Source organism: Streptomyces sp. NBC_00209 (genome assembly GCF_045206345.1).
Classification (GTDB): domain Bacteria; phylum Actinomycetota; class Actinomycetes; order Streptomycetales; family Streptomycetaceae; genus Streptomyces.
Window position 1 is genome coordinate 2237319 of sequence record NZ_CP108121.1, and the last position, 22323, is coordinate 2259641.

A 22323-nucleotide genomic window follows, 5' to 3' on the forward strand; every position below is an offset into this window, starting at 1 on the left:
AGACAGACACCCCCGAAACGGACTGTTACCGCACGTTTCGGAGAGCAACCTCCGATAGTCGGACGTTTTTGTCTCACATGCTGGTCAGGCAGGCCGAAAACCGGTTGACCACGACCGAGGGCCCCCACAGTGTCTGTGAGGGCCCTGGGCTACGGCAATGCCTTGAGCTGACGGATCGTCGGCCGGAAATCGCCTACCGGCGCCGGCTCAGCCGTGCTTGGCACGCGACGCGGCGCGGCCGCGGTCCTTCTGGTCCAGGACGACCTTGCGGATACGCACGGTCTCCGGGGTCACCTCGATGCACTCGTCGTCGCGGCAGAACTCCAGGGACTGCTCCAGCGACAGCTTGCGGGCCGGGACCACGTTCTCCGTCGTGTCCGCGGAGGCCGCGCGCATGTTGGTGAGCTTCTTCTCCTTGGTGATGTTCACGTCCATGTCGTCGGCGCGCGAGTTCTCGCCGATGATCATGCCCTCGTAGACCTCGGTGCCGGCCTCGGTGAAGATGACACCGCGCTCCTGGAGGTTGACCATCGCGAACGGCGTCACCGTGCCCGAACGGTCCGCGACGAGGGAGCCGTTGTGACGGGTCCGCAGCTCGCCGAACCACGGCTCGTGGCCCTCGAAGATGGAGTGCGCGATGCCCGTACCGCGGGTCTGCGTCAGGAACTCCGTACGGAAGCCGATGAGGCCGCGGGACGGGACGATCCACTCCATGCGGACCCAGCCCGAACCGTGGTTCGTCATCGTCTCCATGCGGCCCTTGCGGGTCGCCATCAGCTGCGTGATGGCGCCGAGGTGCTCCTCCGGCGAGTCGATGGTCATGCGCTCGATCGGCTCGTGCGTCTTGCCGTCGATCTGCTTGGTGACGACCTCGGGCTTGCCGACGGTCAGCTCGAAGCCCTCACGGCGCATCTGCTCGACCAGGATGGCGAGCGCGAGCTCACCACGACCCTGGACCTCCCAGGCGTCGGGACGCTCGGTGTCCAGGACGCGCAGCGAGACGTTACCGACCAGCTCACGGTCCAGGCGGTCCTTGATCTGGCGGGCAGTGACCTTGTGGCCCTTGCCGCCCTTGCCGACGAGCGGCGAGGTGTTCGCACCGATGGTCATCGAGATGGCCGGCTCGTCGACCGTGATCAGCGGCAGCGCGATCGGGTTCTCGGTGTCGGCCAGCGTCTCGCCGATCATGATGTCCGGGATGCCGGCGATGGCGCAGATGTCGCCCGGGCCCGCCTTCTCGGCCGGCTTGCGGGTGAGCGCCTCGGTCATCAGCAGCTCGGTGATCCGGACGTTGGACTGCGTGCCGTCCCGCTTGATCCAGGTGACCGTCTGCCCCTTGCGCAGCTCGCCCTGCTCGACGCGGCAGAGCGCGATCCGGCCGAGGAAGTTGTCGGCGTCGAGGTTGGTGACGTGCGCCTGGAGGGGGGCGCCCTCGTCGTACTCCGGGGCCGGAACCGCGGAGAGGATGGTACTGAAGAACGGCTCCAGGCTGTCGCTGTCCGGCGGGACGGTGCCGTCCTCCGGCTTGGTCAGCGAGGCGACGCCGTCACGGGCACAGGCGTAGACGATCGGGAACTCGATCTGGTCCTCGTCGGCGTCCAGGTCCAGGAAGAGGTCGTACGTCTCGTCGATGACCTCGGCGATCCGGGAGTCCGGCCGGTCCGTCTTGTTGATGCAGAGGATGACCGGCAGCTTGGCCGTCAGCGCCTTGCGGAGCACGAAGCGGGTCTGCGGCAGCGGGCCCTCGGAGGCGTCGACCAGCAGCACGACCGCGTCCACCATCGACAGGCCGCGCTCGACCTCACCGCCGAAGTCGGCGTGGCCGGGGGTGTCGATGATGTTGATGGTGATGACGTCGCCGCCATCCTTCGGGTGGTACTTCACGGCCGTGTTCTTGGCCAGGATCGTGATGCCCTTCTCACGCTCCAGGTCGTTCGAGTCCATCATGCGGTCGTCGAGCGACTCGGCGGCGTGCGCGGCGAAGGAGCCGGCCTGCTTGAGCATGGCGTCGACCAGCGTGGTCTTGCCGTGGTCGACGTGGGCGACGATGGCTACGTTACGGATGTCGTGGCGCGTGGGCATGGTGTGGCTTGCGCTTCTCTCGGATCGGGGATTCAGGCGCCTGGGTCGGTCTTGAGTCCTCGTACGCCCGCCGGGCGGACGCGCCACGGCTAGTCCCATGGTACGGGGCGGCTGCTGCTGCGGCTTCCCGGGCGATTTCCAGTGCCGCGGCAGCCAAGGTTTTGCCCGGGGCAGACCTTGGCTGCCGCGGCACTGGGGCCCGGCAGACGGGAATGGTCAGACAGGCCCTAGCGGGCGCAGGAGAGCTTGACGGCCTCGTGGGCCGCGGCGGACGCGTCCTTGCCCAGGGGCTCGTCGCAATTGACCGCGCCCCCTCCGGAAGGTCCCCAGGTCGACACGTGCCCGATGACCGGCTTCCCGCCCCCGGCGCACGTGTGGCGGAAGTCCGTCTCGATCAGCTTGAAGTAGCTGAAGCTCACCAGCCGCACGGTGCCCTTCACGTCGCTGACCTGGCCCAACGGCTCATCGAGCGGTGCGTACGTGCCCGGCTCGCCGAGGGCGGAACCCCCCTTCGGATCGTCGTCCGCGGATACCAGTCCGAGCTTCGTCCCGAGGGAGTGGAGGACGAGGTCCGGGTCCAGGTCCGCGCCCTCGGTCACCACGGAGGCCGGGTCCGTGCGCAGCCGCCGGACCGGTTTCGTCACGCGGCCGGACCCGGTCACACTCTGTGCCTCGGCGACGCCGTTGATCACCCAGTTCTGGCGCATGTTGAACCAGGTGTACGTGCCTCCCCGGCACGCCTGCGGCTCCCGGGCGATGGTCTTGTCCGCCGCCTTCGCCGGTCCGGACGGCTTAGCGTCGGTGGTCCCGCCGTCCGTCGACGAGCAGCCGCTGACGCATGCGAGGGCCGCCGCGACGATCGCGGCGGCCGCTCCGAGGTGCACTCGTGTCCGCTTCATGGTTCCGCCCCCGTGGTCCGTTCCTCCGGTGGAATTCACCGGTGGCCACGGACCACGGTTGCCGTAACGGATCTCACGGACAAGTGACTTGAGCAGTTCCAGAGGTGCGGATATCCGGCTACTTCTTCCGGTCGGCCGGGGCGCCCGCCGCCTGCGGGGCCTTGTAGCCGATGTCCTGGTAGTGCGGTACCCCGAGGCCGAAGGCGCCGACGTTCACGAGCTGTTTGCCGGTGGCGACGAGCTGGGGGCGCTGGAAGAGGGGAATCGATCCCGCGGCGGCCCAGATGCGGGCGTCCGCCTTGCGCATGAGGTCCTGGGCTGCCTTCTCGTCCAGCTCCGACGCCGCCTGGTCGAAGAGCTGGTCGATGTGGTCCGTGCCGACGCGGGTGTAGTTCTGCTCCACGAGCAGCGAGCCGTCCGATGCGGGCAGCGGCTTGGCGTAGATCGGGCGGTCGTCGGTGGCCGGGTAGGCGGTGGCGGGCCAGGAGTACAGGGCCATGTCGTAGTCGCCGGAGGCCACGTGGTCGCGGAAGTAGCTGTCGTCGGACACCTTGGTGATCTCGGTGCGGATGCCGATCGTGTCGAGCATGGCGGCGATCTTCTCGCCGACGCTGCGCAGACCGGCCGAGCCGGGCCCGGACGGCAGGACGAAGCGCAGGCTCAGCGGCTTGCCGTTCTTGCCGAGCGGACCGCGCGCGGTGTCGGCCGCCTTGGCGGGCGCGGCGGTCCCCGCGGGCGCGTAGGCCCCGGCGGCGCCTCCGGGCTGCCGGTCCTGGGCCCGGATCGCGTCCCGGGCGTCCTCCGAGGTTCCCGTGGAGCCGAGGTACCCGGCCTGGCGCAGCAGGGCGGTGCTCTGCGCGGCGGCGTCGGGGGCCGGGGCGAGGACGTGGGTGCCGGGGCCGCTGGGCTTGTCGTCGCCGACGATGTAGAGGCCGTCGTCGGCGGCGGGCTCGCCCGCGGCACGGTTGCCCTTGCCGTCGTCCGCGTCCTTGCCGGCGCTCCCCTTCTTCTCCTCGTCGGCCTTCGTGCCGGCGTCCTTCTTCTGCTTCTCGCCCTCGCTGCCCGCCTTGGTGCCGTCGGTCCGGCTCAGCGCGCCCTCGCGCGTCCAGCCCGCGTCGGCGAGCAGCGCCTGCGCCTGCTCGGTGTCCTGCTTGCCGAGCGCGTCGCTGCCGTCCCGGTACGCGGGCTGCCCGGCGACGGCGAGGTGGCTGCCGAGCGGCTGCGCGGGCAGCCCGAGTGGCTTCAGCACGGTGTCGGCGAGCTCCTGGCGGTCCAGGGCGCGGGCCACGGCCCGGCGCACCCGGTCGTCGGCGAGCGGTCCGGTCTCACCGTTCAGCGCGAGCTGGGTGTAGGCGGGCTCCAGGGACTTGCGGACCACGAAGGCGCGCAGCCCGCTCTGCTCGGTGGCGTACGCGTCGGCGGCCCTGGCCTTGTCGTCCCGCGCCTCCTGCTCCTCCTCGGCCGCACCCTCGTCGGTGCCGTGCGCCACGGCCCAGGAGCGCAGGGCGTCCGCCGGGCCCTGCGCGGCGCCGGGGCCGTGGGCGGGCGGTGCGCCGGCCGCGCCCTCGCGGACGGCCTGGGCGATGCGGTGGGCGGTGGTGGAGTCGATGTCGGCGATGTCGACGGCGCCCTCGGCCAGCGCGTCGGTGCGGTCCTCGGGCTTGACGGCCTTGAAGACCAGGGAGTCCAGCTTGGCGCGACCGCCCCACCAGCGCGGGTCGCGGGTCAGTGTGACGGAGCCGGTCTTCTTGTCCACCTCGCGCAGCCGGAACGGCCCGGCGGTCGCCTTGAGGGTGGTGCGGGCGCCGTCGTTGAAGGCGTCCGGGGAGCCCGTCATCTGCTTCGGGTAGAGCGGCGAGAACAGCGAGCGCCAGTCCGCGTACGGCTTGGCGAAGGTGACCTTGACCTCCAGGTCGTCGTGGCCGCGCTCGATCTTCTCGATGCGTTCGTAGCCGGCGTTGCGGGCGGTCCAGAACGCGGAGTCCTTGCCGCTGAGCGCCCGCCACTGGGCGACGAAGTCCGGGGCGCCGATGCCGCGGCCGTCGCTCCAGACGGCCTGCTGGTTGAGGCGGTAGACGACGACCTGACGGGGCTCGGTCTCGGTCACCTTCGCGGATTCGAGGTAGTCCGGGTTGAGCTGCGGCCGGCCCTGGGCGTCGAGCGGGAAGAGGGTCGGCAGCAGAGCGCCGGTGATCCGGGTGGTGGCGCTGTCGGCGTCCGCCTGGAAGGCGTTGAAGGTGGCGGGGAGCGCGTCGATCGCCCAGGTGACCTTGCCCCCGTCGGCGACCTGGGCGCGGGCGGCGCGGGCCACGTCCTGCGGTACGGCGGCGACGGCCGCGGTCTCCTCGCCGCCCGAGCTGCATCCGGCCAGCACGGGGAGGGTGAGGACGCCTGCGGTGAGAAGGGCGGGGATGCGCCTCTTTCGGGCCGTCCCGCGCGGGACGCCGACGTGGGACATGGCTGATACCTCCGGGGACGGCCCGGCCCACACCGGGAAAGGGCCTGATTGAGCGTTTTTGGTGGCATTTGCAGTTGATCACACTGGTTCCGCCCCTCCACTGAAAACGCCCTCGCGCGGCAACGCCGTGCCGACACGGCGTGTACGCCCCGAAGCCCACCCGTACGGCGGAGCGCCGCGGCCCGGGGGCGGCGGCGCTCCGTCCTGTGCGGGTCCGGTCAGCCGAGGAGCTTGACGATCTCGTCGGTCGTGCCGGTCTCGCCGAGGCGCGGGAAGATCCGCTGCAGGCTGTTGTCGTGGGCCTCGCCGCTCATGTCGGTCATCGCGTCCGTGGCGAGGGTGACGTGGTAGCCGTGCTCGTGCGCGGAGCGGGCGGTGGACTCGACGCCGATGCTGGTCGCGATGCCGGCCACCACGACCTGGGTGACGCCCCGGCGGCGCAGCTGGAGGTCGAGGTCGGTGCCGTAGAAGGCGCCCCACTGCTGCTTGGTGACGATGATGTCGCCCTCGCGCTGGCCCATCTCGGGCACGATCTCGGCCCAGTCGGCGGCCGGCTTCCCGGACCGGGCCGGGCCCTCGTTGCGGCCCGGCGCGCCGCCGGTGACGCGGACGAGGACCACGGGCAGGCCCTTGGCCCGGAAGGCGTCGGCGAGGGTCGCGGCGTTCGCGATGACGCCGGCGGAGGGGTGGGCCGTGGGCAGGGCGGTGATGCCCTTCTGGAGGTCGACGACGATCAGAGCGGTGTTCGGGTCGAGGACGGTGGCGGTCATGGTGGTGCTCCTTGTGGCGTGGTGCTTGAGGGGGATCAGGTACGCCCGCGCAGGGCGCGGTCGGTGACGGTGAGGACGATGAGCAGGACGCCCAGAACGGCGGCGACGGCGGCCATCAGGTGCAGCCCCCGGTCGCCGGCCGACTGTCCGTAGGCCAGGGCGATGAGGCTGGAGGCGGTGATCGCCCCTATGTACTGGGCGGTGCGCTGGAGGCCGGCGGCCGAGCCGACGGAGGCGGGCGGCGCGTACGCCTGCACGGCCGCCTGGTTGCTGGTGCCGATGAGCCCCTGCGGGATGCCGAAGCAGGCGCCGGCGAGCAGCAGGACGGCGACCGGTGCGTCGCCGGACAGCAGGAAGAGTGTTCCGGCTCCGGCGGTGAGCAGGACGCAGGCCAGGACGAGGGGGCCCCGGATGCCCTTCGTACGGGCGCCGAGCAGCGAGCACACCAGCGCGGCGACGGACATCGGCAGCATGAGGAGTCCGGTGTGCCCGGAGGAGTAGCCCCGGGCCTCCTCCAGCCACTGCGTGTATCCGTACATCACGCAGTAGATCAGCAGGTAGCTGAGGCCGTGCCGGAGGTACGTACGCGAGAGCGCGCCGTTGCCCGCGAGCATCCGCAGATCGATGAAGGGGGCGGGGGCCCGCAGCTGCCACCACACGAGGGCGGCGCCCAGCGCGGCGAACGGCGCGAGCAGCCACCACATCGGGTGCGCGAGGTCGAGCAGGAAGAAGACCAGGACGGTGAGCGCGGTCGCGAAGAGGGCGATGCCGAGCGGATCGAGCCCCAGCCGGGGCGCCTGGCCGCCGGCCGTGCGGGCGCGGGGCGGGTCGGCGGGGATCCAGAGCAGGGCCGCGCCGAGGGCGATCAGCGCCACGGGCACGTTGACGGCGAAGATCCCGCGCCAGCCGGCCGTCATGACGAGCAGCCCGCCGAGCGTGGGCCCGACCGCCGCGCTGCCGAGCGCGGCGAAGGAGAGCCGGGCCAGCACCGGGCGCGGCGTCGCCCGGCCGATCCGGGCCGCCTCGTCGCGCAGCACCGCCATCGCGGCCGGGTAGGCCGCCGACGTACCGATGCCGAGCAGCAGCCGCGACACGATCAGCTGGCCGAAGCCCTGCGCGAAGGTGCCGACCAGACCGGAGGCGACGACCACGACCAGGCCGGCGAGGAAGACCCGGCGCGGCCCGAGGACGTCGGCGAGCCGGCCGAGGACGGGCTGGGCGACGGCGCTGGCGAGGTAGAGGACGGAGATCAGCCAGGCGGTGTCGGCGGCGCCGACGGAGAAGTGGTGCCCGATCGCCACCAGCGCGGTGGAGATCATGGTGGTGTTCAGCGGGTTGAGCAGCGAGCCGAGCAGCAACGGCGCGGTGAGCCGGGCGCTGAAGCCGGGGTCGGACTCCGTCCGGTCCGGGCGGAGATCCGCGCGTACCGCCCCGGGAAGCACCTCGCGAGCCGTCACGAAGCGACCAGGCGTTCGATGAGGGCCACGGCCTCGGCGACCGTCCGCCGCTCGTGCCCGTCCAGCTCGGCGGCGACGGCCTCGGCCAGCCAGTTCCGCTTGGCGGCCCGGACCTGGGCGAGCGTCGTGCGCCCGGCGGCCGTGACCGTCATGACGGACTTCCGCCCGTCGGCCGGGTCCGGCGCCCGCTCGACCAGCCCCTGCGTCTCCAGGGCGCCCAGGGTCAGCCGCATGGACTGCGGGCGTACGAATTCGGCGCGGGCCAGGTCCGCGGTGGTCGCGGCGCCCCCGTCGTCCAGCCGGGCCAGCACCGAGCGCTGGGTCGGCGTCAGCAGCGACTCCGACGAGGAGGAACGCAGCCGCCGCAGGAGCCGGCCGACCACGGAGGCCAGCTGGTTCGCCACCTCTTCGGCCGTGGGGTCGGGGCCCGCCCCGGATGCGTGCGTCATACATTCACCGTACGAGATCAACAGGCCACCTTGCAAGAAAGCCTGTCGATCCTTCCCGCACCCCCGGGCGCCTCCTGTCGCGGCCACCCCGAGGCGGACATAGCCTCACAAACGTGACGCCGCCTGTGAGCCGAACCCGGATCCTCATACCGGGCCGGGCCCTGCTCGCCGTGCTCCTGACGGTGTGCTGGCTGGCCCTGGCCCCCTCGCCGGCCGCCCGCGCCGACGACCCGGTCACGCTGTCCCGCGACGGGCAGATCACCGACAGGACGGGCGCCCTCGGCGAACGCCGCCCCCAGGTGGTCACGGCCCTCGACCGGCTGTACGCCGCGCACCGCCTCCAGCTCTTCGTGGTGTACGTACGCGACTTCTCCGGGCGCTCGGCGCAGGACTGGGCCGACGCCACCGCCGACCGCAACGGCCTCGGCCGCGACGACGTCCTGCTGGCCGTCGCCACCCACGCCCGGCAGTACGCCTACTCCGTCGACCAGGACGCCCCGCTCACCGACGCCCAGCTCCGGGACGTGGCGAGCACCGCGATCGAGCCGGCGCTGAAGGAGAACGACTGGCCGGGCGCAGCGATCGGCGCCGCCGACGGCTACTCCGCCGTCCTGTCCGGCGAGCCCGTGCCCGCCCCGGCGATCACCCCCGGCGCCTCCGACCCGGGCTCCGGCTCGGCCGGCACCAGCACCGGCGACCTCCTGCTCCCGATCGTCCTGCTCTGCGCGGTCGCGGCCGTCGCCGCGTACGCGTTCCTGCGGCGCAAGCGGCGCGCCGCCACCCGTACGACGCCCGGCACGACCGGCTGGGGCGGGGGCGTGCCGGCGCCCGTCCCGCTGCCGGAGCTCGACGCGCGGGCCAAGGAGACGCTCGTCGCGACCGACGACGCGGTCCGCACGAGCGAGGAGGAGCTGGGGTTCGCCACCGCCCAGTTCGGGGAAGAGGCCGCCGCGCCGTTCGCCGAGGCGGTGGCGTACGCCAGGGGCGAGCTGACCACCGCGTTCCGGCTGCGCCAGCAGCTGGACGACGCGTTCCCGGAGGACGACGCGACGCGCCGGCGGATGCTGGACGAGATCATCAGCCGCTGCGCGGACGCCGACGGCCGCCTCGACGCCGTCTCCGAGGACTTCGACCGGTTGCGCGAGCTGGAGCGCGGGGCGCCGCAGGCCGTGGCCGCCGCCGGGACCGCGCTCAACGGACTGACCGGCCGTGTCCCGGCCGCCGAGTCCGCGCTCGCCTCGATGCGCGAGCGGTACGCGGACCAGGCATCGGCCCCCGTCGCGGATGACGCCGACCAGGCCAGGGACCGGCTCGCCTTCGCGACCTCCTCCCTCGACAGCGCCCGGCAGGCGGTGGACGGCGGCGACCACGCGGCGGCGGCCGTCTACGTCCGGGCCGCCGAGGGCGCGCTCGACCAGGCGGGCACCCTGATCGACGGCGTGGAGCGGCGGGGCCGCGAGCTGGACGAGGCGGCGGAGCGGCTGACCGCCGCGCTCACCGAGCTGGACACCGACCTCGCGGACGCGGGCGGGCTGCTCGACGGCACGGCACAGGGGGCGTCCACCGCCGACCTGAGCGGCCGGATCGCCCGTGCCCGGGCGGTGGCCGGCGACGTACGCGAGGAGCAGGCCGGCCGGTACGACCCGATCGACGCGCTGCGCCGGGTGGAGGAGGCGGACCGGGCACTGGACGAGGCGCTGGCCGGGGCCCGCGAGCGGGAACAGGGCGACACCCGGGCGCGCTCGCTGCTCGACGGGGCGCTGCTCACCGCGCGCTCCTCGGTCGCGGCCGCCGCGGACTTCATCACGACGCACCGGGGCGCGGTCGGCAGCACCGCCCGGACCCGGCTCGCGGAGGCGCAGCGCCGGCTGGAGCAGGCCGCAGCGCCGGCGGGCACCGGCGACCCGCAGGCCGCCCTGGCCGAGGCGAACCGCGCGGACGCGCTGGCCGGCGAGGCGCGGAGCCTGGCCGAGCAGGACGTACGCGGGTACGGCTACGGCGGGCGCGGCGGTCCCGGCGGCATGGCGGGCGGAGGCGGTGGGGGCATGGGCGGCGCGATGCTGGGCGGAATCATCCTCGGCGGCCTGATGGGCGGGGGCGGAGGGCGGGGCGGATTCGGAGGCGGATTCGGCGGAGGCGGGGGCTTCGGAGGCGGCGGGCCCGGCAGCTTCGGCGGCGGCGGGACGCGGGGCCGCCGGGGCGGCGGCGGGCGCTTCTGACACGGGGACCTTCCCGTACCCCGTACGCGTAGGCACGGGGACCTTCCCGTACCCCGTACGCGTAACCCCACGAACAGCACAACCCGACAGGAGAGGCCCCCATGAGCAAGCAGACCATCCTCGGCCGTGTCACCCAGCTGGCGAAGGCCAACATCAACGCCCTGCTCGACCAGGCCGAGGACCCGCAGAAGATGCTGGACCAGCTGATCCGCGACTACACCAACAACATCGCGGAGGCCGAGCAGGCGGTGGCCGCGACCATCGGCAATCTGCGCCTGATGGAGCAGGACCACGTGGAGGACGTGGAGGCGGCGCGGGAGTGGGGCGGCAAGGCGCTCGCCGCGAGCCGCAAGGCCGACGAGCTGCGGGCGGGCGGCTCGGGCCCCGAGGCGGACACGTTCGACAACCTGGCCAAGGTCGCGCTGGGCCGGCAGCTGCAGTCGGAGAAGGAGGCCAGGACCGCCGAGCCGACCATCGCGGCGCAGACCGAGGTGGTCGACAAGCTCAGGACGGGCCTGGACCAGATGAAGGCGAAGCTCTCGGAGCTGAAGGCCAAGCGGGACGAGCTGGTGGCGCGCGCCAAGTCGGCGCAGGCGCAGAACCGGATGATGGACGCGGTGAAGAACATCAACGTCCTGGACCCGACCAGCGAGCTGGGCCGGTTCGAGGACAAGGTGCGGCGTGAGGAGGCGCGGGCCCTGGGCAAGCAGGAGCTGGCGGCCTCCTCGCTGGACGCGCAGTTCGAGGACCTGGACGCCCTGGGCGACAGCGCGGAGGTGGAGGCCCGGCTCGCCGCGCTGAAGACCACGAAGTGAGCCGCGCCCCGGCCGCCGCTCAGTACATGCTGAGCAGTTCCTCCACCGAACGCTCGGCGGCCGGCCGGCCGTCGGGCAGCGGCAGTTCGAACCAGACGGTCTTGCCGCGCGGCGTCCGCCGCGCCCCCCAGGCCGCGCTGAGCAGCCCCACCAGCTGGAGGCCCCGGCCGCCCTCGTCCGTGTCCCGGGCGCGCCGGCGCCTCGGCTGGACGAGACCGGCGTCCCACACCTCGCAGACCAGGGTGCGGTCGCGCAGCAGGCGGAGCCGGATCTCGCCCTCGCCGTAGCGCAGGGCGTTGGTGACCAGCTCGCTGACCAGCAGTTCCGTGGTGTCGACCAGGTCCTCAAGGCCCCAGCTGGTCAGCTGGCCCCGGGCCAGCTCGCGGGCGCGGCCGACCGAGCGGGGCTCGCGGGGCAGCCGCCAGTCGCCGACGGCCTCGGTGGGCAGGCCCTGAATACGGGCCATCAGGAGCGCGATGTCGTCCTCGCCGTGCCGGGTGTGCAGCGAGCCGAGGACCCGGTCGCAGACGTCCTCCAGCGGCTGGGCCGGTTCCACCAGGGCCTTGCGGAGGGCGGCCAGGCCCTCGTCCAGCGGGTGGTCGCGCGATTCGACCAGGCCGTCCGTGTAGAGGGCGAGGAGCGCGCCCTCCTTCAGCTCGACCTCGACCTCCTCGAACGGTTCGCCGCCGACACCCAGCGGCATCCCGGGCGGTACGTCGAGGAGCAGCGCGGCCTCGCCCGGCTCGACCACGACGGGCGGCAGATGGCCCGCATTGGCGAAGGTGCAGCGCCGGGTGACCGGGTCGTAGACCGCGTAGACGCAGGTCGCCAGATACACCTCGGAGAGGTCCGCCTCGCGGGACTTGTGCGCGGCGCGGGAGGGCCACTGGGCGCCCCCGCCGCCGGAAGCGGAGGCGGCGCCGGGGGCGCCGAGGCCCCGGGCGACCTCGTCCAGCGCGGACAGCACCTCGGCGGGTTCCAGGTCGAGGAGGGCCAGGGTACGCACGGCGGTGCGCAGTTCGCCCATGGCCACGGCGGCGCGCAGGCCGCGCCCCATCACGTCGCCGATGACGAGCGCGGTGCGGTGTCCGGGCAGCTCGATCACGTCGAACCAGTCGCCGCCGACCTCGTTGGCGGTGTTGCCGGGGAGGTAGCGACACGCGATGTCGAGCCCGGCGGCCTCCGGGTCGCCGGGGGGCAGCAGGCTGCGCTGGAGGATCAGGGCGCGTTCGTGCTCGCGGCGGTAGAGGCGGGCGTTGTCGATACAGACGGCGGCGCGGGCGGCCAGCTCGGTCGCGAGGGCCCGGTCCCGGGCGTCGAACGGCTCGCTGCCCTTCGTACGGGAGAAGCGGACGAGGCCCACCACGGTGTCGTGGGCGACCATCGGCACGGCCAGCGTGGACTGCACGAAGCCCCGCTCGTCGCCCGGCACGTCCTCGACGCGGCCGGTGCGCAGCGCGACGGCGCACGGCGAGCCGAAGGGGTAGCGGTGGACGGAGCCGAGGGCGGGGGGTGCGGAGTCGCCGGGAGCCGGGTGGGGCAGGGCGTCGGACACGGCGCTGGCGAAAGCGACGCGGCGCAGTTCCGCGGAGCCGCCGACCGCCTCCTGGCTGAGCGGGCTCCAGCCGCCGGGCGCCGCCTCGTCCCCGGTGAGCAGGGCCTGGTAGAGGTCGACGGAGGCCAGGTCGCAGAAGACCGGGACGGCGACGTCGAGGAGTTCGCGGGCGGTGGTCTCCAGGTCCAGGGAGTTGCCGATGCGGGCGCCGGCCTCGTTGAGCAGGGCGAGGTTGCGGCGGGCGCTGGCGGCCTCGCGGGCGGCGGTGTGACGCCGGGTCACGTCGGTGGCGAGTCCGGCGATGCCGATGGGGCGGCCCGATCCGCTGTGCACCCGGTAGAGGTTGATCGACCAGTGGCGGCGCTCGGCGCCGCCGGGGGCCGTGCCGACGAGCTGGAGGTCGGTGACGGAGTTGCCCGTCTCCAGGACCCGTACGAGGGTGGCGGTCAGGCGGTCGGCCTCGGCGCCGGCGAGGTAGTCGCCGACGGTGCGGCCCCGGTGGTCGTCGGCGCGGCCGCCGAAGACGGTGGCGAAGCGCTCGTTGGCCCGGACGACGGTGAGGTCGGTGCCGAACAGGACGAAGCCGAAGGGAGATTGGCCGAAAATCGCCTGCGAGGCGGCGAGGTCCGTCTCGATGCGGCGCAGGGCGCGGACGTCCACGACGATGCAGACCGCCGCCCGTTCACCGGTGGCCGTCTCGCTGGGCATCACATAGATCTCGGCCAGCCCGTGCGCCCCGTCCTCGCCGGGCATCCGGAAGGGGACGAGCCCCGTCCACTCCTTGCCGTCGAGCACCTCGCCGACCCGGCGGTGGCCCTCGCGGCGGGCCTCGCCGGGCAGGAACGCCTCGACCGGATCCTTGCCCATCGCCTCGTGGGCGGCCACGCCGAAGAGACCGGCGGCCCGGCGGCTCCACTGCTCGATCAGCCCGTCGGGCCCGATCGAGAAGGAGGCGACTCTGATGTAGTCGTAGATCGAGCCGGGCGGACTGCTCTGCCACACGACGTCGCCCGCTGTCCCAGGTATTTCGCTCACGCGACCGTCCCCTCCAGCTCACACACCGGACCGGTCATGCCCGCAGTATTCAGCACTACGGCCCCGTCCGGCACGGCGTTCACGATCACAGCACGGTCTCAGTCCCTTTCAGCCAGGTTCGGCCCCGACCTCCGGTGATCGCTGTGCGTCCCACCTCACTCCTAACCAGGCAGAGCCAGCTCGAACCACACCGTCTTGCCGCTCTTTCCCCGCCGGGTCCCCCAGCGCCGGGCCGCACAGGCCACGAGCTGCAGTCCCCGGCCGCTCTCGTCGTCGGGTCCCGCCGTACGTTCGGTGGGTGGATCGGGGAGGGGATCGGAGACTTCCACGAGGAGCCCGTCGTGGGCGGCGGAGCGGTCCCCGTCCGGGTGGGGGCGCAGCAGCCGCACCCCGATGGGACCGGGCGTGTAGCGCATGGAGTTGGTGACCAGCTCGCTGACCAGCAGCATCGCCTCGTCACCGACGGCGGCGTCGAGCCCCCAGCCGCGCAGGGTGTCCTGGACGGCGTGCCGGGCGGTGCGCACGGCACCGGGGACAGCCGGAAAGCTCCACTCGGCTCGATCGCCTTCGGTATCGGTCACGCCGATCACTCCCAGAGCCGGCAACGGTGACGCCCTGTCTGCGCGGGGCAAACAGCACATACCCGATAATCATCAGCAAATACCGCCGGTCTCGACACGCGGGGCGTACGGGTGTACGGCGGCGCGCACGTACGAGTGCCCGGGAAGCGGGGGCGCACACACCTCGGCGCCACGCGCCGCACCATGATCCTCGCTCGGGGCCCAGGGATCCTCGCGCGGGGCCCAGGGATCTTCGCGCCGGACTCAGGCCAGGTCGCCCGACGCCCGGAGGTCATCGAAGAGAAGCTGGTCGACGGGCGGCACCCGGTCGCGGTCGGCGTACGAGAACCACGCCACGTCCTCGATCTCGCTGCTGGCCCTCAGCTCACCGCTGAACCCGGCGGTGTAGCAGGCCATCCGGACCACCGCGCCGTCCGGCAGGCCGGGTCCGCCGGCCTCGTACGTCCCCACGTGCGCGACGGACTCCGTGTCGATACGGACCGTCAGCTCCTCCTCGATCTCACGCACCAGCGTGTCGAGATCGCTCTCGGCGCCCTCCCGCTTGCCGCCCGGGATGTAGAAGACGTCCTTGCCGCGCGGGCGGGCGCACAGGATGCGGCCCCCCTCGATCCGCACCCACGCCACCGTGTCGACCAGCACCGGCATCTCCGCGCCCTCCAGTTCGCCGATCGCCTCGGCCGGCCACTTCTCATTCCGGCCTCCTTGGGGCGCCCGAGCCGGGCGTAACCGGCGCACGGCGCACCAGGGCCGTGCGCCGCGCGCGCCTTACGACTGGGCGGCCTGCCCGACGCGCTCCACCCAGTACAGCTGTTTGTGCCCCCGGTCCTGCAACTTGTCGGCCGCTCGCTGGGCCTCGCCCTGCGTGGCGTACCTGCCCACGCGGTAGCGGTTGCCGTTGTCGTCCTGCCGTATCACCAGCCAGGAAAGCACGGCACCGCTGTCACTCATCGTGTTTCTCCCGAGCATCGCGCCCCTCCCCTGAACGATGTGCACGCTTCTAAGGAACTCCAGGAAACCCCGGTACGCATATGCCCGAGCCTACGCCTGACCTTCACTCAACGAATACGTCTTTACACAAAGAGGTACCGATCCGGCCAGGAACGGACCACGCCCTGGGGGCGCACTCTCGCGAGTGCGCCCCCAGGGCGTTGCAGCGGGACCGGGACATGACCATCAAGGGCGGTCCGCCCCGGGATCACCGCACGGGGAGCCGGTACCCCACCCGGTAGCGGTCGGCCGGCACCACCACGTCGGCGGTCTCGACGGGCCGCCCCGAGGCGTAGAAGGTCCGCTCAACCACCATCACCACATGGCCGGGGACCCCGCCCAGCGCCAGGAGCTCCTCCGCAAGCCCCGGGCGCGCGCCCACCTGCTCGGCCACGTTGTCCACGATCACGTCGATGGCGGCCATCCGCTCGACCACCCCGCAGCCGCCCAGCGGGCCCTCCTCCGGCAGCATCACCGGCGTACGCCCCGTGATGGCCAGGGGCTCCCAGGAGGTCGAGAGCATCACCGGCTCACCCGCCTCCCGGAAGACGTAATGCGTGCGCATGACGCGGTCACCCGGTTCGATCCCGAGCCGGGCGGCGATCTCGGGGCTCGCGCCCTCCTGCTCACTGCGCGACTCCCAGGTCCCGCGCGCCCCGTCCGCCGCCTGCTCCTGGCGGAACGGGCCCGCGCCCGCCTCGGGCCGGAAGCCGGAGCGCTCGACCATGCGGGGCACCGGCCGCTCGCGCACATACGTCCCCGAGCCGGAGCGGCCCTCGACCAGGCCCTCCGCCATCAGGACCTTGCGCGCCTCCAGCGCGACGGTGTCCGAGACCCCGTACTCCTCGCGGATACGCGCCTGCGACGGCAGGCGTGTATGCGGCGGCAGCGAACCGTTGACGATCTTCTCTCTCAGATCGCTCGCCACGCGCAGATAGGCGGGCTGCTCACCGAAAGCCACAGGCCACTCCCCAAGAGGTTGACGGACTGCGACAGCGTCGCAACCGTGGGTTCCGGATCGCAAGCGCAGGCCATGGTTTCACTCGAAGTGATGACATTGAGCGGGCCTGCGCATAGTCCGGCACACGTGGACCAGAACCCCTTCAAACCACCTTTGCCAAACCCTTGACCCCGTTTGGTCCAGACCAATAACTTCTGGCCTCATGCGTCGAAGAACCCTGTCTTCACTCGCCATCGCCGCCTGCGCTGTCACGCTCGCGGCCTCCTTCCCCCCCGCCGCCAACGCCTCGTCCGGGCACGGCGGTCACGGCCACCACGGCTCCGCGCCCGACTACAAGCGTGTCGGCTACTTCACCCAATGGGGCGTCTACGGACGCGACTTCCAGGTCAAGGATCTGGAGACGAGCGGCACCGCGGCCAAACTCACCCACGTCAACTACTCGTTCGGCAACGTCAGCGCGGACGGCACGTGCTTCACGGGCGATGTGCCCGGCGAGGCCGACGCCTGGGCGGACTACGTCCGTCCGCTCGACGCGGCCGGCTCGGTGGACGGGGTCGCCGACACCGACGACCAGAAACTGGCGGGCAACTTCAACCAGCTGCGGGAGCTCAAGGCCAAGCACCCCGGCCTCAAGGTGATGATCTCGCTCGGCGGCTGGAGCTGGTCCACGCACTTCTCCGACGCGGCCCGCACCGCCGCGTCGCGCAAGGCGCTCGTCTCCTCCTGCGTCGACCTGTACATCAAGGGCAACCTGCCGGTGGACGGGACGCGCGGCGGCGAGGGCGCGGCGGCCGGGCTCTTCGACGGCATCGACATCGACTGGGAATGGCCGGGATCCGCCGGTGACACCGACACGGTGTACCGCCCGGAGGACAAGCGGAACTTCACCGCCCTGGTCCACGAGTTCCGCACGCAGCTCGACACGTACGCGAAGAAGACCGCCCAGGCGCAGAAGGGCCGGCACCACGGCGCGAAGCCGAAGCACTACGACCTCTCGGCGTTCGTCCCCGCGTCCCCCGAGAAGATCGACGCCGGGTTCGACGTGCCGCGCATCATGCGGGACTTCGACTTCGTGAACCTCCAGGGCTACGACTTCCACGTCTCCGGCGAGGCGAGGACGGCCCAGCAGTCCGCGCTGTACGCGAAGAACGACTACAGCGTCGACCGGACCGTGCGGGACTGGCTGAAGCGGGGCGCCCCGGCGCGCAAGCTGGTGATGGGCATGCCCTTCTACGGCCAGGGCTGGACCGGCGTGACCGGCGGCGGCGACGGCCTCGGTCAACCGGCGGCGGGCCCCGCCCCGGCGACCTGGGCGGCCGGTTACGAGGATTACAAGGCCCTCAGGAAGCTGGCCGAATCCGGTACGTTCACGGTGCACCGCAACACGCGCGACGGCAGCGCCTGGCTGTTCGACGGCACCACGCTGTGGACGTACGACGACCCCCAGGTGCTGCGCACCAAGACCGCGTACATCCGCGACCACCGGCTCGGCGGCGCGATGTTCTGGTCGCTGGACGGGGACACCGAGAACGGCGAGCTGATCACGGCCGTCGACCGCGGGCTCTCCCACCGCTAGGAACACCCCGAGGAGCGGCTGCGCACCGGCGGCCGCCCCTCGGTCGTACGTACGGTCACCAGTCGACGGTCTCCGTCCAGATGGACTGGATGGAGCCGGAGCCCCACGGGTTGGTGGCGACGGACGCCTGGCCGGCCGGGGCCCAGTCGCCGAGGACGATCCGCTGCGGAAGGCGCGGGTCCAGGGCGTTGAGCACCGCGTGGACGCGGTGGTGGCCGGTGCCGCCCGTGCACAGGCTGGAGATCGTGCTGCCGGCACCGCCCCCATAGGAGACCGTGCAGCCGGTCGGCGCCGCCTGGGCGGCGGGGGCCGCCGTCAGCATCGCGCCGACCGCGGTCAGGGCAAGGGCCGCGGTACCTATGACACTGCGCTTCCCGAACATGTGACTCCTTGGGTCCAGTGGGTGGGTCCAGCGCTGAGGAGCTCGCCGACAAGAGCGTTGCCCAGATCTGGTCCAGTCCAATCGCGACGGCCACGGCTCAGGAATCCCGCACAGGCAAACCCTTCGGCGCCGTGGGGTGAAGCGGGTGAGGGGACGACCGGCCCGGGCCATGACGGCTCGTCAAGATCCCTGCGCACAGGCCCTATTGACGAGTACACGCCCCTGAGTATGGTCTAGACCTAAGGTGAGCCGTGGTCGCCCCCGGGCGGCCACCGGCGTGCGCGGGGGCTGCGGGCGGCGCCCCCCTCGCCACCGGCCGTACCCCTGCCCCCACCGCGCCGGCACCCCCCGACAAGGCCGCTGCCCGGTGCGGGCATGTCCGACCGCTGCCGCCACCCCGCGGCAGTCCCCAGCGAAGGAGTTGGCATGAACGCGAAGCGAAAACTGGCCCTCGTGCTCGGTGCGGGAGTCGCCCCCCTGCTCGCGGTGGTCCTGCCCGCCACCACGGCCAGTGCGCACGGTTACGTCTCCTCGCCGCCGAGCCGCCAGGCGCAGTGCGCGTCGGGCGTGGTCGACTGCGGCCAGATCACGTACGAGCCGCAGAGCGTCGAGGGCCCCAAGGGCCTGATGAGCTGTAGCGGAGGCAACGCGCAGTTCGCCGAGCTGAACAACGACAGCAAGGGCTGGAAGGTCACCCCGGTCGGCAGCTCCGCCGACTTCTCCTGGACGCTGACGGCCCGCCACTCCACGAGTACCTGGCAGTACTACATCGGCGGCTCGAAGATCGCGGAGTTCAACGACAACGGCGCCCAGCCCGGCGCCACCAAGACCCACCACGTGAACCTCGCCGGCTACAGCGGCCGCCAGAAGGTGCTGGCCGTCTGGAACATCGCGGACACCGCCAACGCGTTCTACGCCTGCATCGACCTCCAGATCGGCGGGGGCGGCACCCCCGGCGACGGTGACGGCGGCGACCCGGGCGACTGCGCCGCCTCGGCGTGGGAGGCCGGCCGCGTGTACAACGGCGGCGACACGGTCTCGTACAACGGGCACACCTGGCGCGCCAAGTGGTGGGTCCAGGGCGACCAGCCCGGCACGACCGGCGAGTGGGGCGTCTGGGAGGACCTCGGCACCTGCTGACGCGCGTCCCTCCGCGGGGCTCCGGCCCCGCGGAGCGGTACGTGCGGGGCCGGCCTCATGCCGCGTACGAATCGGTCCGCGCGCCGCCCTCGGCGGCGAGGACCTTACGCGTGACGCGCTCGGCGATCGCGGCGACCAGGGCGCGCGGCCGGCGCGGCAGCAGGTGCGCGGACAGGGAGTTGCCGAACCCCGGGGTGACATAGGCGCGGTCGCGGTCGAGGGCGGCCAGCGCGGCGCGCACGACCGGCTCCGGCGTGCTCATCGACCCGTTGACGGCTGCCTCGCGGGTCCCGATGGCCTCGAAGAACGGGGTGTCGACGGGCCCGGGGCACAGGGTGAGCACGCGCACGCCGCGGCCGCGGCACTCCTGGCGCAGCGACAGCCCGAAGTTCAGCACGAACGCCTTGGCCGAGCTGTAGACCGCGAAGTACGGGGCGGGCTGGAAGGCCGCGGTGGAGGCGACGTTGACGACGGCTCCGGCGCCGCGTTCCAGCATGCCGGGGAGCAGGGCGTGGGTGAGGCCGACGAGCGCGACGACATTGACCATGAGCTGGTCGTGGTCGCGCTCCGCGTCGATGTCCTCGAAGCGGCCGCAGGTCCCGAACCCCGCGTTGTTGACCAGCAGCCCGATCCGCAGGCCGAGCGCGTCGAGCCGGGCGGCGACGGCACGGGCGGCGCCGGGCTCGGCGAGGTCCTGGACGAGGACGTGGGCGCGGACGCCGTGCTCGGCCTCCAGCCGCGCGGCGAGGGCGGTGAGCCGGTCCTCCGAACGTGCGACCAGGACGAGGTCGTGGCCACGGGCGGCGAGCTGGGCGGCGAACTCCGCGCCGAGCCCGGAGGAGGCACCGGTGACGAGGGCGGTTGCAGGCATGGGAGGTCTCCTTGGCGAGGCTTCGACGGACTAAGCATCTGCAACATGAGAGTACCCATTACTGACGGATCTGCAACAGTCTTGTCCCACATACTCAAAAGATGGCGCACCGGTGTTACGTTTCAGGGGTTCGGGTGGCGGAGTGACGAGGAGCAGAAGATGTCCGGCGGGACAACGGCACGGCCGCTGCGGGCGGACGCGGAGCGCAGCGTGCGCCTGATCCTGGAGGCGGCGGAACGCCTGCTGTCCAAGGACCCGGGCGCCTCGATGGAGCAGATCGCGGCCGAGGCGGGCGTGTCCCGCACGACGATCCACCGCCGCTTCGCGCACCGCCAGGCGCTGATCGACGCCCTGGCCCTGTCGGCGGCCCGCCAGCTCGCCCAGGCGGTGAACGAGGGCCGCCCCACCACCGCCCCGCCCCTGGTGGCCCTGCACCGCATCACGGCCAACGTCCTGGAGGTCAAGGGCGCGTGGACGTTCGCCCTGAGCCTCCCCGCCACCCCCGGCACGGAGGCGGCCGGCCTCCACGAGGACATGGCCCGCCACTGCGTCACGGTCCTGGAGCGCGCGCGCGAGGACCACCTCATCGACGCCGCGTCCGACCTCCACTGGCTCCAGCGCGTCTACTACGCCCTGCTCGGCGAGACGCTGCACGGCAACCCGGAGGACCCGGTGACGGACCCGGACGCGCTGGCGGCGCGCGTGGTGGAGACGTTCCTGCACGGGGCGCGGGCTCGGGGCTGAAGGGGCCGCCGGCACCCGCCGTGGCCGACGAGACCCGGCAGTCGTGGCCGGGTGGGCGAGGTCAGGCCGCGTAGAGACGAGGGGTGGGCGTCGGGCCGTGACCGAGGGGCGAGTCGAGTGCCGGGTCCGCGCAGAGTACTGACTTGTGCAGACGCTGCATCCGCGCCGACGGCTCCACACCGAGTTCACCGACGAGACGGGCCCGCAGGGCGCGGTAGACCTCGATGGCCTGCGCCTGGCGACCGCACCGGTACAGCGCGACCATCGCCTGCGAGTGCAGCCCTTCGTGCAGCGGATGCCGGGCCGTCAACGCCGTGAGCTCGGTGATCAGTTCGGCTTCCCGGCCCAGCCTCAGGTCGGCGTCGATCCGCAGCTCCAGCGTGCCCAGCCGGCTCTCCGCGAGCCGCATCTCCTCGATTTCGAGCGCCGCCCCACGCGGCACGTCCACCAGGGCGGGGCCGCGCCACATCCCCACCGCACGTCCGAGCAGCTCCGCGGCGCGCGCGTTGTCACCCCGGCCGAAGGCGGCCCTCCCCTGTGCGGCCAGATCCTCGAAGACCTGCACGTCCACGGCGCTGCGCGGCACTTGGAGGAGATAACCGCCCTGCCGGGTCACCAGGACGTCCTTCGGGTCCTGGGCCCCGTCGCCGAGCGCCTCGGCGAGCAGCCTGCGCAGCTGCACGATGTACGTCTGCAGCGTGGTCTGCGAACTCCGGGTGACCCGCGTGCCCCAGAGCTCATCCATCAGTGTGCCCACGGGAACCACCTGGTTCGGGCACATGGCGAGCATGGCCAGGATCTGGCGGGGCTTGCCGGCTGTCGGCGCGAACGATGCCCGTTCGGTCCGGGCACTCAGCTGTCCGAGCATCCTGATCTCCATGGACGACCTCCTACGAGGGGTGAGCTGTCACGCCCGGAAACCGGGCAGTACCGAAGCTCTCACCGGGCGGGCCTTCGGTACCAGTGCAGCCCGCCTCAAGTGCCGCTCAAGTCGCACATGCGTCATGTGAGAAATGCACATCCGCGGCATGCGGCAGACACTGGCCCGGCGGGCCCGTCCGAGGAAGGCTTCCGGACATCGCCGACCGAGGCGGTCCGGCGCCGATGACGGCGTACGCGACGCCACTCCGTATGTGACGACAGACAGGATCCCGCCATGCATCTCCCCGCTGGTTCCACCGCTCTCACCACTCCGGTCGCGGCTGCCGACGATCTGGTCATCGAGAACCTCACCCAGCTGTCCGCGGAGGAGTTCCAGCCCGGTACGTGCATCTGCTGGACGCCGGCGGCGGACGGACAGGCCGCCTGACCTCCGCGTCCCGCCGTTCCCCGGCTCTTCTCG

20 protein-coding genes are annotated in these 22323 nt (G+C 72.4%); 6 read left to right on the forward strand and 14 right to left on the reverse strand.

Going from position 1 to position 22323, the window contains the following annotated elements:
- Positions 1–207: 207 nt before the first annotated feature.
- From typA to OG867_RS09815, 6 genes are all read right to left on the reverse strand, one after another.
- Positions 208–2082, reverse strand: coding sequence for a translational GTPase TypA (gene typA, locus OG867_RS09790; RefSeq protein WP_406284313.1), 1875 nt, complete (start codon positions 2080–2082; stop codon positions 208–210).
- A gap of 227 nt (positions 2083–2309) precedes the next feature.
- Positions 2310–2981, reverse strand: coding sequence for a hypothetical protein (locus OG867_RS09795; protein ID WP_406284315.1), 672 nt, complete (start codon positions 2979–2981; stop codon positions 2310–2312).
- Between the two features lie 118 nt (positions 2982–3099).
- Positions 3100–5439, reverse strand: a complete 2340-nt coding sequence (locus tag OG867_RS09800) for an ABC transporter family substrate-binding protein (RefSeq protein WP_406284317.1) — start codon at positions 5437–5439, stop codon at positions 3100–3102.
- 218 nt (positions 5440–5657) lie between these two features.
- Positions 5658–6209 carry an isochorismatase family protein gene (locus tag OG867_RS09805; protein ID WP_406284319.1) on the reverse strand — a complete coding sequence of 184 codons (552 nt, stop codon included), beginning with the start codon at positions 6207–6209 and terminating at the stop codon, positions 5658–5660.
- Between the two features lie 35 nt (positions 6210–6244).
- Complete coding sequence (locus OG867_RS09810; RefSeq protein ID WP_406290872.1) at positions 6245–7651, reverse strand: MFS transporter; 1407 nt, start codon at positions 7649–7651, stop codon at positions 6245–6247.
- 11 nt (positions 7652–7662) lie between these two features.
- The gene (locus OG867_RS09815; RefSeq protein ID WP_406284321.1) at positions 7663–8115 is read right to left on the reverse strand and encodes a MarR family winged helix-turn-helix transcriptional regulator; all 453 of its coding nucleotides are present in this window, start codon (positions 8113–8115) and stop codon (positions 7663–7665) included.
- Between the two features lie 125 nt (positions 8116–8240).
- On the opposite strand from OG867_RS09815, the gene OG867_RS09820 reads away from it, so the two are divergent.
- Positions 8241–10334, forward strand: coding sequence for a TPM domain-containing protein (locus OG867_RS09820; RefSeq protein ID WP_406290874.1), 2094 nt, complete (start codon positions 8241–8243; stop codon positions 10332–10334).
- A 101-nt stretch (positions 10335–10435) separates the two neighbouring features.
- On the forward strand, positions 10436–11149 hold the full coding sequence (locus tag OG867_RS09825) for a PspA/IM30 family protein (RefSeq protein WP_406284323.1): 714 nt from the start codon (positions 10436–10438) through the stop codon (positions 11147–11149).
- Between the two features lie 19 nt (positions 11150–11168).
- Here the strand turns inward: OG867_RS09825 and OG867_RS09830 are convergent, their stop codons facing one another.
- From OG867_RS09830 to OG867_RS09850, 5 genes are all read right to left on the reverse strand, one after another.
- A complete protein-coding gene (locus OG867_RS09830; RefSeq protein ID WP_328904448.1) occupies positions 11169–13706 on the reverse strand; it encodes a SpoIIE family protein phosphatase in 2538 nt (845 codons plus the stop codon).
- 194 nt (positions 13707–13900) lie between these two features.
- Entirely contained in the window at positions 13901–14329 is a 429-nt protein-coding gene (locus OG867_RS09835) for an ATP-binding protein (RefSeq protein ID WP_328904447.1), read from the reverse strand.
- A 234-nt stretch (positions 14330–14563) separates the two neighbouring features.
- Positions 14564–14965: an NUDIX domain-containing protein gene (locus OG867_RS09840; protein ID WP_328902127.1), complete on the reverse strand. Its 402-nt coding sequence runs from the start codon at positions 14963–14965 to the stop codon at positions 14564–14566.
- Between the two features lie 120 nt (positions 14966–15085).
- A complete protein-coding gene (locus OG867_RS09845; RefSeq protein WP_073964871.1) occupies positions 15086–15286 on the reverse strand; it encodes an SPOR domain-containing protein in 201 nt (66 codons plus the stop codon).
- A gap of 229 nt (positions 15287–15515) precedes the next feature.
- Entirely contained in the window at positions 15516–16268 is a 753-nt protein-coding gene (locus OG867_RS09850) for a GntR family transcriptional regulator (protein WP_328902126.1), read from the reverse strand.
- 202 nt (positions 16269–16470) lie between these two features.
- Here OG867_RS09850 and OG867_RS09855 point away from each other — a divergent pair, with 202 nt between their 5' ends.
- Positions 16471–17844, forward strand: coding sequence for a glycoside hydrolase family 18 protein (locus OG867_RS09855; protein WP_406284326.1), 1374 nt, complete (start codon positions 16471–16473; stop codon positions 17842–17844).
- Between the two features lie 55 nt (positions 17845–17899).
- Here the strand turns inward: OG867_RS09855 and OG867_RS09860 are convergent, their stop codons facing one another.
- Entirely contained in the window at positions 17900–18226 is a 327-nt protein-coding gene (locus OG867_RS09860) for a hypothetical protein (RefSeq protein WP_328902124.1), read from the reverse strand.
- 426 nt (positions 18227–18652) lie between these two features.
- Between OG867_RS09860 and OG867_RS09865 the strand changes: the two genes are divergently transcribed.
- Complete coding sequence (locus OG867_RS09865; RefSeq protein WP_406284328.1) at positions 18653–19366, forward strand: lytic polysaccharide monooxygenase; 714 nt, start codon at positions 18653–18655, stop codon at positions 19364–19366.
- A 55-nt stretch (positions 19367–19421) separates the two neighbouring features.
- Here the strand turns inward: OG867_RS09865 and OG867_RS09870 are convergent, their stop codons facing one another.
- A complete protein-coding gene (locus OG867_RS09870) occupies positions 19422–20237 on the reverse strand; it encodes an SDR family oxidoreductase (RefSeq protein WP_328902122.1) in 816 nt (271 codons plus the stop codon).
- A gap of 159 nt (positions 20238–20396) precedes the next feature.
- On the opposite strand from OG867_RS09870, the gene OG867_RS09875 reads away from it, so the two are divergent.
- On the forward strand, positions 20397–20981 hold the full coding sequence (locus OG867_RS09875) for a TetR/AcrR family transcriptional regulator (RefSeq protein ID WP_406284330.1): 585 nt from the start codon (positions 20397–20399) through the stop codon (positions 20979–20981).
- Between the two features lie 61 nt (positions 20982–21042).
- On the opposite strand, the gene OG867_RS09880 is transcribed toward OG867_RS09875, so the two are convergent.
- Positions 21043–21861, reverse strand: a complete 819-nt coding sequence (locus tag OG867_RS09880) for a BTAD domain-containing putative transcriptional regulator (protein ID WP_406284332.1) — start codon at positions 21859–21861, stop codon at positions 21043–21045.
- A gap of 276 nt (positions 21862–22137) precedes the next feature.
- Between OG867_RS09880 and OG867_RS09885 the strand changes: the two genes are divergently transcribed.
- Positions 22138–22290, forward strand: coding sequence for a hypothetical protein (locus tag OG867_RS09885; RefSeq protein ID WP_328902119.1), 153 nt, complete (start codon positions 22138–22140; stop codon positions 22288–22290).
- Positions 22291–22323: the final 33 nt, after the last annotated feature.

Excerpts from the sequence above, each read along its gene's own strand:
- OG867_RS09815 (WP_406284321.1), bottom strand. The coding sequence starts at position 8,115 with ATGACGCACGCATCCGGGGCGGGCCCCGACCCCACGGCCGAAGAGGTG.
- OG867_RS09865 (WP_406284328.1), top strand. The coding sequence starts at position 18,653 with ATGAACGCGAAGCGAAAACTGGCCCTCGTGCTCGGTGCGGGAGTCGCC.
- OG867_RS09870 (WP_328902122.1), bottom strand. The coding sequence starts at position 20,237 with ATGCCTGCAACCGCCCTCGTCACCGGTGCCTCCTCCGGGCTCGGCGCG.
- OG867_RS09875 (WP_406284330.1), top strand. The coding sequence starts at position 20,397 with ATGTCCGGCGGGACAACGGCACGGCCGCTGCGGGCGGACGCGGAGCGC.
- OG867_RS09795 (WP_406284315.1), bottom strand. The coding sequence starts at position 2,981 with ATGAAGCGGACACGAGTGCACCTCGGAGCGGCCGCCGCGATCGTCGCG.
- OG867_RS09800 (WP_406284317.1), bottom strand. The coding sequence starts at position 5,439 with ATGTCCCACGTCGGCGTCCCGCGCGGGACGGCCCGAAAGAGGCGCATC.
- OG867_RS09840 (WP_328902127.1), bottom strand. The coding sequence starts at position 14,965 with ATGCCGGTGCTGGTCGACACGGTGGCGTGGGTGCGGATCGAGGGGGGC.
- OG867_RS09825 (WP_406284323.1), top strand. The coding sequence starts at position 10,436 with ATGAGCAAGCAGACCATCCTCGGCCGTGTCACCCAGCTGGCGAAGGCC.
- OG867_RS09880 (WP_406284332.1), bottom strand. The coding sequence starts at position 21,861 with ATGGAGATCAGGATGCTCGGACAGCTGAGTGCCCGGACCGAACGGGCA.
- OG867_RS09845 (WP_073964871.1), bottom strand. The coding sequence starts at position 15,286 with ATGCTCGGGAGAAACACGATGAGTGACAGCGGTGCCGTGCTTTCCTGG.
- typA (WP_406284313.1), bottom strand. The coding sequence starts at position 2,082 with ATGCCCACGCGCCACGACATCCGTAACGTAGCCATCGTCGCCCACGTC.
- OG867_RS09805 (WP_406284319.1), bottom strand. The coding sequence starts at position 6,209 with ATGACCGCCACCGTCCTCGACCCGAACACCGCTCTGATCGTCGTCGAC.
- OG867_RS09885 (WP_328902119.1), top strand. The coding sequence starts at position 22,138 with ATGCATCTCCCCGCTGGTTCCACCGCTCTCACCACTCCGGTCGCGGCT.
- OG867_RS09860 (WP_328902124.1), bottom strand. The coding sequence starts at position 18,226 with ATGTTCGGGAAGCGCAGTGTCATAGGTACCGCGGCCCTTGCCCTGACC.
- OG867_RS09855 (WP_406284326.1), top strand. The coding sequence starts at position 16,471 with ATGCGTCGAAGAACCCTGTCTTCACTCGCCATCGCCGCCTGCGCTGTC.